The sequence below is a fragment of the Streptococcus sp. AM43-2AT genome (assembly GCF_003603405.1).
Lineage (GTDB): Bacteria > Bacillota > Bacilli > Lactobacillales > Streptococcaceae > Streptococcus > Streptococcus ilei.
The window spans coordinates 186,892-202,539 of record NZ_QTND01000002.1 but is presented as its reverse complement, the minus strand read 5'-3'; the positions used below and the strand labels follow the sequence as shown (position 1 = coordinate 202,539).

Below are 15,648 nucleotides of genomic sequence, written 5' to 3'. Positions count from 1 at the left end.
CCAAGGGATGGATGTTGATAAGCCTTTTGTATGTTAGAGAGGTTTTGCATCTTATTTTTGTTGGGACAAGATTTGGGTCAAGTAAAAGATAAAGGTTGCAGCCAGGTTGGAGGTGTGGTTGTCAATATCATGAGGAGGGGAAACTTCCACAATATCAAATCCAATCAGTTTGCCGCTAGCAGCAATGTGTTGGAGCAACATTAGGGCTAGTTTTGGATCCACCCCAAGTGACTGGATGGCACTGACGCCAGGGGCAGAACCAACGGCAAAGCAGTCCATATCGATAGAGAGGTAGGCCGCTGTCTGTTTTTCTAAGAATTGATCAATCCGATCAAGAATGGCCTGGTGGCTCATCCGGAAGAGATCTTGTCCTGTTAAGAAATCAATGCTTGGTGTTTTTGCCACATAGTTGAATAGGAACAGGTTGTTGCTGTGTTCCTGGATGCCCAAAATCAAGTAAGGGAAATCTTTGCTCTCTTCTTTTGCGTGGTCTGCCATTTGGCGAAATCCTGTTCCAGAGTTGGGACCAGTTTGGTCGTAAGGACGCAGGTCAAAGTGAGCATCTAGATTGATGACAGCCAATTGTTCATCTGGTTGCAAGGAGGATTTGAGGCCCAGATAGTGGCCGTAAGCTGTTTCGTGACCTCCCCCAAGGACGATTGGTTGAATATTTAACTCCAACATTCGTTTGACGGTTTGAGAGAGACTCTCTTGCAAATCTTCAAGAGAGCGATTGGGGCCATCGATATTCCCGACATCAAAAACTGTGACATTGGTCCCCCAGTGCCAAGGAAGTTTGGCAAGTTGGGTTCGAATAGCGTTTGGGCTTTCGACAGCACCGACGCGACCGTTATTGATATAGACTCCTTTATCGCTTTTAAAGCCAAGGATTCCAAAGGTGACTTCTTCAAAAGGAGTCAAGCTTTCATCATTCAAATCCAAAAACTTCGTCAGCATTCCCCATTTGGCTGTATAGGGATTGTCTTCAATACTGCCTTGGTAATAACTGTAAGTCATTGGGTAATAATCTCTAAGCACGTTACATGCCTCCGTTTGTTTGTATTTGGCTAGAAAGGCAAAGGCTGAGAAAATTTCTCAGCCTTTTTTTGCTGTATCCTTACTGTATCAGTATTGAATGCTTAAGTCAACTGCTTTTTCGATGGTTGCTAAGAATTCTTCACTTTCAACGACAGCAGATGCCTTATTGAGTTCTTCAAAGATTTCGATGTCCTTGTCAAATTCAATGAAGGCCACCTTGCTGCGAATCATGTCATAGGCTGGTTTTGTACCTTTACCAAGTTCATGATTTTCTGGTTTGAGATCCAAGGCTTGGCAAGCTGCCATGATTTCAGTAGCAACGATGCGGCGTGAATTCTTAAGAATCTCAGCCGCTTTACGAGCTGCTGTAGTTCCCATGCTGACGAAGTCCTCTTGGTTTTCACAAGATGGGATAGAGTCTACGCTAGCTGGGTGAGACAAGATTTTGTTTTCAGATGCAAGAGATGCACAAGCATACTGCGTAATCATGAAGCCTGAGTTAAGGCCAGGGTGTTTGACCAAGAAGGATGGCAATTTGCTGAGTTGGCTGTTGACCAATCGTTCTACCCGACGTTCAGATACGTTACCAATCTCAGAAAGGGCAATACCCAAAAAGTCAAATGGTTGAGCCATTGGTTCACCGTGGAAGTTACCTCCTGAAATGACGTGACCTTCCTTGGTGATGATTGGGTTATCCGTCACAGAGTTGATTTCGATTTCAACTTTTGTTTTCACATAAGCAATAGAGTCCTTGCTGGCTCCGTGGATTTGAGGGATACAACGGAGTGTATAAGGATCTTGTACCCGTTGTTGAGTCGCAACAGTGGTATTTTTGCTTCCTTCAAGGAGATTACGGATGTTACGAGCAGTCGCCAATTGTCCACTTTGAGGACGGATGGTATGAAGGTCTTCTTCAAATGGACTGGTAATACCATTGTGAACTTCCATTGAGAGAGCACCTGCAATATCAGAGAGTTTGAGCAATTGAATACCGTCGTAAGTTGCAAGAGCTCCAATACCGGTTAGGACCGTTGTACCATTAATCAAGGCAAGTCCTTCTTTGGCAGCCAATTGGATCTTTTCGATACCAGCTTGGTCGAGAGCTTCTTGACCGCTCAAAAGTTGACCTTTGTAGTAGGCATGTCCAAGTCCCAACATTGGGAGAACCATGTGAGAAAGAGGGGCGAGGTCACCAGATGCTCCAAGAGAACCTTTTTCTGGAATATAAGGAGTCACTCCTTTGTTGAGCAATTCTAACAGTTTTTCAACGGTTGATAGACGAATGCCAGAATAACCTTTTAAGAGTGAGTTAATACGGATTAACATAATAGCACGAACGGCATCTTCAGGAAGTGGATCGCCAAAACCAGATGCGTGAGTACGAATCAAGTTTTCTTGAAGTTGGACAGTATCTTCAGGAGAAATGCTGACATTACAGAGGGAACCAAATCCAGTGGTCACACCATAGACAACACGTTTTTCACGGACGATATCATCGACAATTTTACGAGATGCGATGACAGCTTCTTTTGCTCCTTCGTCTAACTCACATTGGGCACCGTGCCGAGCGACGGCGATGACCTCTTCCAGTGTTAAGCTGTTACCATCTAAATGAATCAATTGAGTCATATAAAACCTCCGATTATGAATTGTTCTGTAGAAGTAGATTTGTTTACTTCGGTTTGAATACCAAACGTGAGCCCATTGTCTATGATTCTTAGAAGGATTGAAAGAAGTCTTAGAGAAAAGAGCTCAGGTTTGATATTCGTGGCTTCTTAGATGGGCTAGGGAGCAAAGGAATGCTTTGCTCCTGCCTAAGTTCCCATCTAATGTGTAAATAGAATTGGTGAGGACTGTTTTATTTTTTAGCTAGTTTGTCACCGTGGAAAACAAAGTAAAGTCCACTAGCGATTACTAGACCGATAGCTCCCCATACAAAGTTCATTAGATTGTCCCCTGCAATCATCAAGATACTGATGACAACAGCCAAAATTGGGATAACTGGACCGAATGGCACTCGGAAGGTAACCTTTTTCTCTGGGTACATTTTTCTGAGTTTGAGCGCTGCCAAAGCAGTCGGAATATATTGGAAGAAACGGAAAACAACACTGAAAGTTGCTAAGGATTCGAAAGATCCAGATAACAAGAGTAAGAATGCAAAGAAACCGGAAATGATAATGGCAATGACAGGAGCATTCTTAGAGTTTGTTTTTCCAAGTTCTGCTGGCAAGAGTTTTTCGTCTGCTAGGGCAGCACCGAAACGAGGAACCATAATGGATTCACCGATGTTGAGACCGGCGATTGAAATGAGAGCACCATAGGAGACAAGAGGGGCACCGATAGGGCCAATCATTTTAACAAATGCGTCTTGTACTGGTGCCTCGGTTCCCATAATGCCTCCACCAAGCATAGCGATTGTTCCAGCGATGATCAACATGTAGAGAACTGAGACGATACTGATGGATCCCAAGATAGCACGAGGAACGTTCTTTTCAGGGTTACGCATTTCCCCTGCAACGATGGACATGGTTTCGAATCCGATAAATCCATAGAAGATGTAAACAGCGGTACTAGAAATAGCACTAAAGAGATTTGATCCACTTTCCAATTGAAGGAAAGGTGTGAAGTTGCCCTTGCTCACACCACCAGGAATAAAGAAGATGGCGAAGAGAGAGAAGAGGACAATTGGGATTAATTTTGCAACAGTAGCTGTCAGAGTGAACATCTTAGATGTTTTCAGACCGGCGATGTTCATAAGACTCAAGAGAACCAACATAACGATACTAATCGCTAGGTTGTGACCTTCGAATGCTGGGAAGGTAATGATGAAGATCTTAGCAAAACCAGCTAGCATAGCAGCCCAAGCGATAACGGTAACGGCCCAACCGAGAATTCCGACATTAAAGCCGACAAAGTCACCGAAAGCTGCTTTGGAGTATTGCATGGCTCCACCGTTTTTATCAAAGTAGCCAGCCGTTTCAGCCAGACAGGCTGATAGTAGCATGACAAGAATAGCTACCCCAAACATGACAGCTAGGGAAGCTGGTCCTAAACCGGCATAAATTTTTTGAGGTAAAAGGAAGATACCAGATCCGATGACGGCATTGATACCGTATAGAGTGGCACCGCTAAAGCTGAATTTCGCTTTTTCTTGTTCCTCAATCGACTGTTTATGTGCTCCGTTCATAATGTCTCTCCTTTAAAACATTATCTTAGCGCAGTCCAGATAGCAATCGGTTGCTTCCCAGACTGAAGGGGTGAAAACGTAATTGTCATCTCTTGAAGAGGAGATGCTTGTTCGATCAACAGGAGCTCGTGAGTTTGGAGGGAGTAAAGTTGTCCCTTTTTCCATTCAAGTGTTAGTGGACAGAGAGCATAGATCAATTGATAGCGACTCTGGCTCGTAACACTTTCTTGTGGGGATATAGCACTCATATGCCCCTGATAGGAAGGTTTATAGATGAGATTAAAGTCTTGACAGGTCCCTTGACTAGATACGGGATCTCCCCCGTCAAAGAAGTAGCTTTGAAAGGGCTTTAAAACCACTTCTTTACCTTGATGGGTGAGTGTAATCGATGAAGTCAGAGGCATCAAGATTCGGTGGTAACCAGTGAGATCGGTAAAGTCACTTTTTTCAACCTCCACCGTTGCAGTAGAGAGGCGAAAATCAAAGGTCCGATCTGGATAACTTCCCTCTTTCGGAGAGAGGAAGAGTTGGGTGGTTTGGCCACCAGACCAAGTAGAAATCTGATAATCTGCGGGCGTGAGATGAAGGATAGTCACCATAGGACGTCCTCTTTCTTAAAAGAGACCAGTAATATTGCCTTGGGCATCGATATCAATCTTTTCACTGGCAGGAACTTTAGGTAGACCAGGCATGGTCATGATCGTACCAGTGAGAGCTACGATAAAGCCAGCCCCTGCAGCTACCTTAAGGTTACTGATTTTGACAGTGAAGTCTTTTGGTGCACCCATCTTCTTCGCATCATCTGAGAAGGAGTATTGTGTCTTGGCCATACAGATTGGAAGATTTGAGAAACCAAGTGCTTCTAATTCTTTGAGTTCGCGTTTGGCCGCTGGTGTTAGGCTAATGCCTTTTCCACCATAGACTTTTGTGACAATCTTGGTCAATTTTGTTTCAATGTTGTCTTCTTCGTCATAGACATAAGAGAAGTGGTTTTCTTCTTGAGCCAGTTGAATGACTTTTTCAGCTAAGTCACGGCCACCAGCTCCACCATTTGCCCAGACATCCGAAATGACAACATCTACATTGCGTTTCTTACAAGATTCATAGACAGCTTCAAGTTCCGCTTCTGTATCCAGCGGGAATTTGTTAATGGCAACGACTACAGGTAGGCCATAGACTTCTTGGATGTTGGCCAAGTGTCTGTCAAGGTTTGGAAGACCATCGATAACGGCTTGGACATTTTCTGTAGCTAAGTCCGCTTTGGCAACTCCACCATGCATCTTGAGGGCACGAATGGTTGCAACGAGGACAACGGCAGAAGGTTTGAGTCCTGCCATGCGGCACTTGATGTCGATGAATTTTTCAGCACCTAGGTCTGCTCCGAAGCCAGCTTCTGTAACAACATAGTCTGCATATTTGAGAGCCAACTTGGTAGCGAGCACGCTGTTACAACCATGGGCGATATTGGCAAATGGACCACCGTGGATGATAGCAGGAGTATGTTCTAACGTTTGTACCAAGTTCGGATGAATGGCATCTTTGAGAACAGCTGCCATGGCACCACCAGCTTTGAGGTCTTTGGCTGTCACCGGCTGTCCTTGGTAGTTGTAACCGATAATGATGCGATCGAGGCGTTCTTTTAAGTCAAGGATATTTTCTGAGAGACAGAGAATAGCCATGATTTCAGACGCCACCGTGATGTCGAAACCATCTTCACGAGGCACTCCGTTTGTTTTTCCTTGAAGGCCATCTACAATATGGCGGAGTTGACGGTCGTTCATGTCGACCACTCGTTTCCAGGTGATGCGACGAGAATCGATGCCCAACTCATTACCGTGGTGAATATGATTGTCAATCAAGGCTGCAAGCAGGTTGTTGGCAATCCCAATGGCATGGAAGTCACCTGTAAAGTGAAGGTTGATGTCTTCCATAGGAACCACTTGGGCATAACCACCACCGGCAGCACCACCTTTGATTCCAAAGACAGGGCCAAGAGAAGGTTCACGGAGAGCAATGACGGCATTCTCACCGATAGCAGAGAGGGCATCTACTAGACCAACAGAGGTGGTTGTCTTTCCTTCTCCGGCAGGAGTAGGAGAGATAGCTGTCACGAGGATCAGCTTGCCATCTTCCTTATCCTTTAGTTGTTCCAGTTGATTGCTATCGATTTTTGCCTTGTACTTTCCGTAGAGTGAGATATCTTCTTCGGTTAATCCAAGTTCAGCAGCGATTTCCGTGATGGGCTTCATTTGAACAGAATTGGCAATTTCAATATCCGATAAAACCATAGAATCCCTTCTTTCTTTGTAGGTATTGAAGTTATAAAGTTGATTGATCGGTTTAGGATAGGCTTTCTAAAATGCTTTGGTAAATGCCATCTGCAAGCTCAGAACCTGTTTGGAGGAGCTTGAGTCCCTTGCCATGGTATTCTTGAACGAAGTCTTGGTCCTTGATTCCTGAAATGTTGATCAGGACATTGAGCCAAGCACCTTGAAGGCCAGCCTTGAGATTGAGAGCAGCCACTCCTAAGTCGCTCGCTGCATTGGTGTTGGACTTACCAACAGCTTCTTTTGTTGTTTCAAGAGCCTCAACGATGAGCTCCATCATAGAGAATGGAGATACGGTCGCATGTTTCAAGGCTTTTTGCATGGCTTCGCGACGAGCGGCTTTCTCTTCTTCGGTTTCTTTTGGAAGATCAAAGACTGCTGATACGACGTTGAAAGCTTCTGTATCCTTGTCAATAGCTTCTAGTAATTGGTCTTGGAGTTGGGCACTTTTTTCGTGAACCCCTTTGATATGGTCTTCAAATTCAGCGTATTTCTTCTTACCAATGGTCAGTTCGCAGACCATTTTGGTAAGGGAAATCCCATTCGCAGCAGATAGGGCAGCAGCAGAACCACCACCGGGAGCTGGAGCGTCTGAACCAAGAACTTTGGCAAACTCCGTAATACTTAAGTCAACTAGTTTCATAGAACTCCCTTTCTAACCCAACAAGTGATTTTCTAAGACTTGTTTGCTGTAGTCAAAGTCTTCTAATTGCAAGTAGTACTCAGCAGAGTCAATCAAAGCCTTAGCAGGAGCCAGTCCGATGAGTTCTGTTCCGACGATTCGAACTCCGTAGCGTTGTGCTTCGAAACGAACGGTTTCAACGACACGATACAATGGGAATTTTTCCAAGTTGACCATGTTGATAGAAACTTGGGCGATGTTGCGATCTTCTAGCATGACACCGATCGCTTTACAGTATTTGTATCCACCGCTGGATCCACGAATAATTTTCGAAATGTTGTTGGCAATTTCTAGATCATCTGTGTCAAGGTTGACATTGAAGGCAACGAGCGGCATACGGACACCAACAGCCGTAACCCCTGCAGTTGGGTGAATCTTGCGTTCACCATAGTCTGGCTTCCAGTCTTCTTCCAACAATTTTTCTGGCATGCCTTCGAATTGACCTTTACGAACTTTAGCAAGGTTGGTGCGTTCTGGACGAGTTGCGGCATCTTCATAGAGGAAGATTGGAATCCCTAATTCACGATTGATGCGTTCCGCTACTTTATTAGCGATTTCAACACATTCATCCGTTGTGATATCTTTGACCGGAACGAATGGACAAACGTCTGTTGCTCCCATACGAGGGTGTTCGCCTTCGTGTTTGGTCATATCGATGTTTTCAGATGCATATTTCACCAATTGGAAAGCCACTTCTTGAATGCTTTCTTCATCCCCAACGAGTGTAAAGACGCTACGGTTGTGGCTGGCATCAGACGAGTAGTCTAATAATGTCACACCTGGAATGCTTTTTGCAGTAGCGACTAATCCGTCGATCACAGCTTGATTGCGTCCTTCAGAAAAGTTTGGAATACACTCAACAATTTTTGCCATATGATTACCTCTTTTTATAGGAGAAGTTGGGGGAGGAGGAGTCTTTGAATTTTCCTCCCTTTCTCCATTTTTATTTTTTATAATTAAAACAATTTTTGAACCGCATCTTTGACCAAATCTTCATCTGCAAGATAAGGAATGGTGATGTGGTCTGTACCTGCATGGAGACGGTTGTATTCGATCGCTGTTTCAATAGCATGATCGTTCCGTGCCCAGTTCCGACGAGCAACCCCTCCCATGGTATCCCATGAAATAGCAGACTTGATAATTTCATCGATCCGGTGGCTACCGTCTAGAACGAGACCAAATCCTCCGTTGATGGCTTTACCGATACCAGTACCACCACCATTGTGGAGAGCAACAAGGCTCATACCGCGAGCAGCGTTACCAGCGTAACATTGAACTGCCATATCGCAAGTAACGTTTGATCCATCTTTGATGTTGGATGTTTCACGGAATGGAGCATCTGTACCAGATACGTCGTGGTGGTCACGTCCAATCATGACAGGTCCGATCTTGCCTTGGCGAATGAGTTCGTTAAATTTCAAAGCAATGTTGACACGGCCCATACAATCTTGATAGAGGATACGAGCTTGAGTACCAACTACTAATTGGTTCTTTTCAGCATCGCGAATCCAGTTGTAGTTATCACGGTCTTGGTAGCGACGAGTTGGATCAATCGCTTCCATCGCTGCATGGTCAGTTGCAATCAAGTCTTCATGTTTACCGCTGAGGCAGACCCAACGGAATGGACCGTAACCATAGTCAAAGAGCATAGGTCCCATGATATCTTCTACATAAGATGGCCAAATGAAGCCGTCTTTGTCATCCAAACCATTCTTAGAAATTTCCTTGATGCCTGAGTCGTAAACAGATTTCATGAAGGCATTACCGTAGTCGAAGAAGTAAGTACCTTTAGCCGTTAAGTCTTTGATGACTGCGAAGTGACGAGCCAAGGTTTCATCGACGAGGCGGTGGAAGGTTTCTTTGTCTTCTGCCAACAAACGTGTCCGTTCTTCAAAGCTGATACCAACTGGACAATACCCACCATCGTAAACGTTGTGGCAAGAGGTTTGGTCAGACAAGAGATGAACATGAACTTGGTGTTCATTGACATATTCGAGCAAGTCTACGATATTACCATGGTAGGCAATCGAAGTTGATTCACCAGCTTCCAGCGCTGCTTGGGCCAATTTCACAGCTTCTTCTGCACTGTCTGTCACTTGGCTAATCCAGCCTTGAGAGTGACGGGTTTCGATACGAGAGAGGTCAACTTCTGCAACAATCGCAACAGCTTTTGCAATTTCAGCTGCTTTCCCTTGAGCGCCACTCATACCACCGAGACCAGATGAGATGAAGAGTTTACCAGTTAAGTCACCATCATCAGCAACGCCGAGTTTAAGACGTCCAGCGTTGAGAAGGGTGTTAAAGGTACCATGGACGATTCCTTGAGGACCGATATACATCCATCCACCTGCAGTCATCTGACCGTAGTTGGTAACGCCCATCTCTTCAGCGATTTCCCAATCGTGCATGTTGTCATACTCACCAATCAAAAGACCGTTGGTAATGATAACGCGAGGAGCTTCTGGTTTAGACTTGAAGAGGCCAAGAGGGTGACCAGATTCAACAACTAAGGTTTGGTCTTCTGTCATCACTTCCAAGTATTTCTTGATCAAGTTGTACTGCATCCAGTTAGCACAGACAGAACCTGTTTCTCCGTAAGTGACCAATTCATATGGATAAAGGGCAATTTCAAAGCTCAAGTTGTTATCGATCATGACCTGCATGGCCTTAGCAGCAGTGCATTTTCCTTTGTACTCATCAATTGGTTTTCCATAGATCCGATCTTTTGGACGGAAGCGGTAGCCATAAATCCGCCCGCGAGTTTTTAGTTCTTCTAAAAATTCTGGGATCAACTCTTGGTGGAATTTTTTAGGGATATAACGCAGAGCGTTTTTAAGGGCAATCTCAGTTTGAGCTTGCGTTAAGCGGAAGCCTCTATCAGGTGCACGACGGATGCCCTCTTGAAAAGTTGCCTTTTCAGGTAGGACATCAAAGTCAAGTTTGACAGACATAGCAGCTGCAATTTCTTTATCGTCTATAAATGACATAGTAGGAACCTCCTTATGTATAAACTATGAATTTATATTTTCTTTATTGTATCCAAGAAACGTCAATAAAGAGTCAAAAATAAATTTAATTTTTAATAAAGCAAAAAAAAATGAGGGGAAAACTTTTTGACTTTTTTTTGACGCTTTTTCTTTAGAATTGTAAAATGAATAATAATGGAAATAGAAAGGAATGTTTTCATATGTCTGCTGATGTACTATTAACCCACTTTAACCAGTTGTTTTGTCCAAATGATCTAGGCCATCCTCTTTATGGCAAGGAGATGGCAGATGCCCAAATTCTTTCGGATGCATATATTGCCATTAAAGATGGAAAGATTCTTGCAGTTGGAACAGGTCAACCAGATCCAGAATTGATTGACGACCATACGGAAGTGAAGTCTTGTGAAGGAAAAGTTGCGACCCCCGGTCTGATCGATTGCCACACCCACTTGGTCTATGGAGGTAGTCGTGAGCATGAGTTTGCTAAAAAGTTAGCGGGAGTTTCCTATTTAGATATTCTCGCTCAAGGCGGTGGAATTCTGAGCACTGTTCGAGCGACACGAGAAGCTTCATTTGAGAATCTTTATGACAAGTCTAAACGTCTTTTGGATTATATGTTGCGCCATGGGGTGACAACTGTTGAAGCTAAAAGTGGTTATGGGTTGGATTGGGAAACTGAAAAACGGCAATTAGATGTGGTAGCAGCCTTGAATCACGACCATGAAATCGATCTCGTTTCGACCTTTATGGCAGCTCACGCCATCCCGACAGAGTACAAGGGCCGTTCAAAGGAATATTTAGATCTCATCATTGATCAAATGCTTCCGAAGGTGAAAGAAGGCAATCTGGCTGAATTCTGTGACATCTTCTGTGAAAAAGGTGTTTTTACAGCAGATGAATCTCGCTACCTTCTGTCGAAAGCCAAGGAAATGGGCTTCAAATTAAGGATTCATGCGGATGAGATTGAGTCCATCGGTGGCGTGGATGTAGCGGCTGAATTGGAATCCACTAGTGCAGAACACTTGATGGTGATTACCGATGAAGGCATTCAGAAACTAGCAGCCGCTAAAGTCATCGGAAATCTTTTGCCGGCAACAACCTTCAGTCTAATGGAAGATACTTATGCACCGGCTCGTAAGATGTTGGATGCTGGTATGGCTATTACGCTAACGACTGACAGCAACCCAGGCTCTTGTCCGACAGCCAATCTTCAGTTTGCTATGCATCTAGGTTGCTTTATGATGCGTTTGACACCAGTTGAAATTCTCAATGCAGTGACTATTAATGCGGCTTATTCAGTAGATCGTGCCAAAACGATTGGCTCTTTCGATGTTGGAAAACAGGCTGATATCACGATTTACGACGCACCAAATCTAGATTATCTCTTCTATTTCTTTGCGACGAATTTGGTGACAGATGTCTATAAGAATGGTAAGAAAGTAATTTGATTCTCTTTATTTTAAATGAGACCTAAGAAGAAAAATCCCCTCATCAGAATGAATTGATGAGGGGATTTTAGTGCTTAGAAAAGAGTTTCTAAAGGGGGATTGGGACGTTTTAAATCCCAACCTTGACATCTGGAAATCGCTCAGATACCTGTGCAAAGAGAGTGTAGAGTTGCTCTTCTGCGTTCTTCTTATTCCGAATTGCTAAACGGTACTGTTTCTTTGGTTTATCCTTGCGGGTGTAGCACAATTGGAAGATAGAGCGGGCTATGCCGGATTGACGAACGCGAGTTACATGTAAGTATAGTTGTTGCACATCTCGCAAATCGATCGTTTGTGTTCCTCTGAAATAGGTGATCAAATGATTTTTGTATAAGATAACTTTTAAATCTTGATTGTAGTAACTGGCCTCGTCAGCCAAACGGCTAAGATCTCCTTGGAGTTCGGGATAGTTTTGGTGGAGTTCCTGATAGGAAGCAATGGTCCGTTTCCGAACGGAGAAGCTAGCTACAACCATTGTAATGGCAAGTCCAGCTAAAGCAACTGAACCTAGCAAGAGGAATAAGGAGTCTTTGTTATATTCCGTAAGGCTCAAGTAATAGCTAGTCGTCATATTGAGTGATACGATAGAAGTAGGGTCAAGGAGGGAATGAATGTACTCACTGTAGCCAACAATGCGACCGTTACGAGATGTATTTTTGCTATCCTTTGCCAAAGGAGCTAATTGTGTTCCTTTTAGTTGATAAGGATCAGACTGCAGTTCTCCTTTTTGAGCTTTATCGACAATCGCTTTGATAGTAGCATCGTCTTTTTTTGCTTCGATCCCTGCATATTTACCATCATTTTGGTTATCGTATTGGACAATATAGAGTACATGTCTTTTGCCCACAGTTCCGACAGGTTCTGGGGTAATATCATAGATCAGCATCGTTACAGGGTCCCCAGACTTTTCTGCCTTCGCAAAGCTAGTGGCAGGATTTTGGTGACGCATCCATAATGAAAATACTAAACCTGCGAATACTAGGAAGAAAAGGGCAAGTACTAGACCTGAAACAAATCCTTTATTGCGTTTTTCCTTCAACATAACGATCTCCTTTAGTTTGATATCTAAAGTATATCATGAAAAATTTTAGGTGACAAGGAGATTTATAACTAGCTGATTCCCTAAGGAATTTTAGGCAGTTTACCCCTAAAGTTATCTGTAAGTAGATGGGAAAATGGTTTGATTTTAGAAGAAATTTGCAACTTTTTATAAAAAACTATATTTTTTTTATTTTTTTCTATATACAAATAGATAAATTATTGATAGAATAGAAAAGAATTGAATTAAATTTGGTTCGCGCTCGTTCTGTTTTTATTTAGTGAGACAGAATGTTTATAACCTAAATACTTGCACTGGATTCTAATTCATCAGAATCATAGCTAGAATTTGAGAGGAGACAATATGACTGTTGATTTTAACAGCAAAGCTTACTTGGATAAAGTGGATGCTTGGTGGCGTGCAGCGAACTACATTTCAGCTGCTCAAATGTACTTGAAAGACAACCCACTTTTGAAACGTGAAGTAGTAGAGAATGACTTGAAAGCTCACCCAATCGGACACTGGGGAACTGTTCCAGGACAAAACTTTATCTACGCACACTTGAACCGTGCAATCAACAAGTATGACTTGGATATGTTCTACATTGAAGGACCAGGTCATGGTGGACAAGTTATGGTGTCCAACTCTTACTTAGATGGTTCTTACACCGAATTGAATCCAAATATCCCACAAAATGAAGAAGGTTTCAAACACCTATGTAAAATCTTCTCATTCCCAGGAGGGATTGCATCTCACGCGGCGCCTGAAACTCCAGGATCTATCCACGAAGGTGGAGAACTTGGTTATGCATTGTCACACGCAGCTGGAGCTGTTTTGGATAATCCAGATGTGATTGCTGCAACTGTTATCGGTGATGGTGAAGGGGAAACTGGTCCATTGATGGCTGGATGGTTAGCCAATACCTTCTTGAACCCAGTCAACGATGGTGCTGTTCTTCCAATCTTCTACCTCAACGGTGGGAAGATCCACAACCCAACAATCTTCGAACGTAAAACAGACGAAGAATTGGCCCTCTTCTTTGAAGGTCTTGGTTGGAAACCAATCTTTGCAGACGTGACAGCTATTTCTGACGACCACGAAGCAGCTCATGCTCTGTTTGCAGAAAAATTGGATGAAGCAATTGAAGAAATCAAGAAAGTCCAAGCAGAAGCTCGCAAAGGATCTGCAGCAGAAGCAACTCAACCGGTATACCCTGTTTTGATTGCTCGTATTCCGAAAGGTTGGACTGGACCAAAAGCTTGGGAAGGAACACCAATCGAAGGTGGATTCCGTGCCCACCAAGTTCCAATTCCAGTAGATGCTCACCATATGGAGCATGTAGATGCCCTTCTTTCATGGTTGGAATCTTACCGTCCAGAAGAATTGTTTGATGAAAACGGTAAATTACTTCCTGAGATTGCTGAAATCGCACCAAAAGGTGACCGTCGTATGGCCATGAACCCAATCACAAACGCTGGTGTAATCAAGCCAATGAACACTGCTGATTGGAAGAAACACGCCTTCAAGATTGAAACACCAGGCGCGATCATGGCACAAGATATGATCGAATTTGGTAAGTATGCAGCAGACCTTGTGGATGCAAACCCAGACAACTTCCGTATCTTTGGACCAGATGAAACCAAATCAAACCGTCTTCAAGAAGTCTTCACACGTACAAGCCGTCAATGGTTAGGACGTATGAAACCTGACTATGATGAAGCTTTGAGCCCTGTTGGACGTGTAATTGACTCTCAATTGTCAGAGCACCAAGCAGAAGGAATGCTTGAAGGATATGTCTTGACAGGTCGTCATGGATTCTTCGCTTCTTACGAATCATTCCTTCGTGTTGTAGATTCTATGATCACTCAACACTTCAAATGGTTGCGTAAATCTAAGACACACACGACATGGCGTAAAAACTACCCAGCCTTGAACTTGATTGCAACTTCAACTGTCTTCCAACAAGACCACAATGGATACACTCACCAAGATCCAGGTATCTTGACTCACTTGGCTGAGAAAACTCCAGAATACATCCGTGAATACTTGCCAGCGGATACCAATAGCTTGCTTGCAGTGATGGACCAAGCCTTCAAGGCAGAAGATGTGATCAATTTGGTCGTTACTTCTAAACACCCACGTCCTCAATTCTACTCAGCAGATGAAGCTGAAGAATTGGTACGCGAAGGCTACAAAGTGATTGATTGGGCTTCAACTGTTTCAGCAGATGAAGAACCAGATCTTGTCATTGCAGCTGCAGGTACAGAGCCGAACTTAGAAGCTCTTGCAGCCATCACAATCTTGCACAAGGCATTCCCAGAATTGAAGATCCGTTTTGTCAATGTTGTAGATATCTTGAAATTTCGTCACCCTTCAGTAGATGCGCGTGGACTTTCAGATGAAGAGTTCGACAAAGTCTTCACAACTGATAAACCAGTCATCTTCGCCTTCCACGGTTACGAAGGCATGATCCGTGACATCTTCTTCAACCGTCACAACCACAACTTGCGTGTGCATGGATACCGTGAAAACGGAGACATCACAACACCATTCGACATGCGTGTCATGTCTGAATTGGATCGCTTCCACTTGGCACAAGATGCAGCCAATGCAGCTCTTGGAGAAGCAGCAAGTGAATTTGCAGCTCAAATGGATGAGACAATTGCCTTCCATAATGCCTACATTCGTGAACACGGTGATGATATCCCAGAAGTACACAACTGGAAATGGGAAAATGTAAATAAATAAGTTTATTTCAAAAGAAATCAGAAATTATTCTGATTTCTTTTTTTTATAATTTTAAAACAGGTATCTTTGTACAAGGAATACTACTGGGCAAAAACAGATTCTCGAATACTGGATAGAGAAATCTGTCAAAATTCAATAAAATAGTATATTTTT

11 protein-coding genes are annotated in these 15,648 nt (G+C 43.4%); 2 read left to right on the top strand and 9 right to left on the bottom strand.

All coding sequences use genetic code 11. The features are described 5' to 3' along the window. Positions 1-51: 51 nt before the first annotated feature. The 8 genes from hutG to DW930_RS05555 all read right to left on the bottom strand — a co-directional run bounded on the left by hutG (position 52) and on the right by DW930_RS05555 (position 10,221). Positions 52-1,038 (bottom strand): formimidoylglutamase, encoded by a 987-nt coding sequence (gene hutG, locus DW930_RS05590; RefSeq protein ID WP_120701655.1) that lies wholly within the window; start codon positions 1,036-1,038, stop codon positions 52-54. Positions 1,039-1,125: 87 nt separating this feature from the next. Then, entirely contained in the window at positions 1,126-2,667 is a 1,542-nt protein-coding gene (hutH, locus tag DW930_RS05585; RefSeq protein WP_023027218.1) for a histidine ammonia-lyase, read from the bottom strand. A 229-nt stretch (positions 2,668-2,896) separates the two neighbouring features. Next, positions 2,897-4,225, bottom strand: coding sequence for an amino acid permease (locus tag DW930_RS05580; RefSeq protein ID WP_023024283.1), 1,329 nt, complete (start codon positions 4,223-4,225; stop codon positions 2,897-2,899). A 20-nt stretch (positions 4,226-4,245) separates the two neighbouring features. Continuing rightward, positions 4,246-4,824 carry a HutD family protein gene (locus tag DW930_RS05575; RefSeq protein WP_023024280.1) on the bottom strand — a complete coding sequence of 193 codons (579 nt, stop codon included), beginning with the start codon at positions 4,822-4,824 and terminating at the stop codon, positions 4,246-4,248. 15 nt (positions 4,825-4,839) lie between these two features. Beyond that, positions 4,840-6,513, bottom strand: a complete 1,674-nt coding sequence (locus DW930_RS05570) for a formate--tetrahydrofolate ligase (RefSeq protein WP_023024279.1) — start codon at positions 6,511-6,513, stop codon at positions 4,840-4,842. Between the two features lie 52 nt (positions 6,514-6,565). After that, on the bottom strand, positions 6,566-7,195 hold the full coding sequence (locus DW930_RS05565) for a cyclodeaminase/cyclohydrolase family protein (protein ID WP_023024278.1): 630 nt from the start codon (positions 7,193-7,195) through the stop codon (positions 6,566-6,568). A 12-nt stretch (positions 7,196-7,207) separates the two neighbouring features. Next, positions 7,208-8,107 carry a glutamate formimidoyltransferase gene (gene ftcD, locus DW930_RS05560; protein WP_123159532.1) on the bottom strand — a complete coding sequence of 300 codons (900 nt, stop codon included), beginning with the start codon at positions 8,105-8,107 and terminating at the stop codon, positions 7,208-7,210. 83 nt (positions 8,108-8,190) lie between these two features. Then, positions 8,191-10,221: a urocanate hydratase gene (locus DW930_RS05555; RefSeq protein ID WP_023024276.1), complete on the bottom strand. Its 2,031-nt coding sequence runs from the start codon at positions 10,219-10,221 to the stop codon at positions 8,191-8,193. A 200-nt stretch (positions 10,222-10,421) separates the two neighbouring features. Here DW930_RS05555 and hutI point away from each other — a divergent pair, with 200 nt between their 5' ends. Continuing rightward, on the top strand, positions 10,422-11,669 hold the full coding sequence (gene hutI, locus DW930_RS05550; protein WP_023024275.1) for an imidazolonepropionase: 1,248 nt from the start codon (positions 10,422-10,424) through the stop codon (positions 11,667-11,669). Between the two features lie 109 nt (positions 11,670-11,778). Here hutI and DW930_RS05545 read toward each other — a convergent pair whose 3' ends face one another. Then, a complete protein-coding gene (locus tag DW930_RS05545) occupies positions 11,779-12,750 on the bottom strand; it encodes a hypothetical protein (RefSeq protein ID WP_123159531.1) in 972 nt (323 codons plus the stop codon). A 360-nt stretch (positions 12,751-13,110) separates the two neighbouring features. On the opposite strand from DW930_RS05545, the gene DW930_RS05540 reads away from it, so the two are divergent. Next, positions 13,111-15,495, top strand: coding sequence for a phosphoketolase family protein (locus DW930_RS05540; protein ID WP_123159530.1), 2,385 nt, complete (start codon positions 13,111-13,113; stop codon positions 15,493-15,495). The last annotated feature ends 153 nt before the right edge of the window (positions 15,496-15,648 follow it).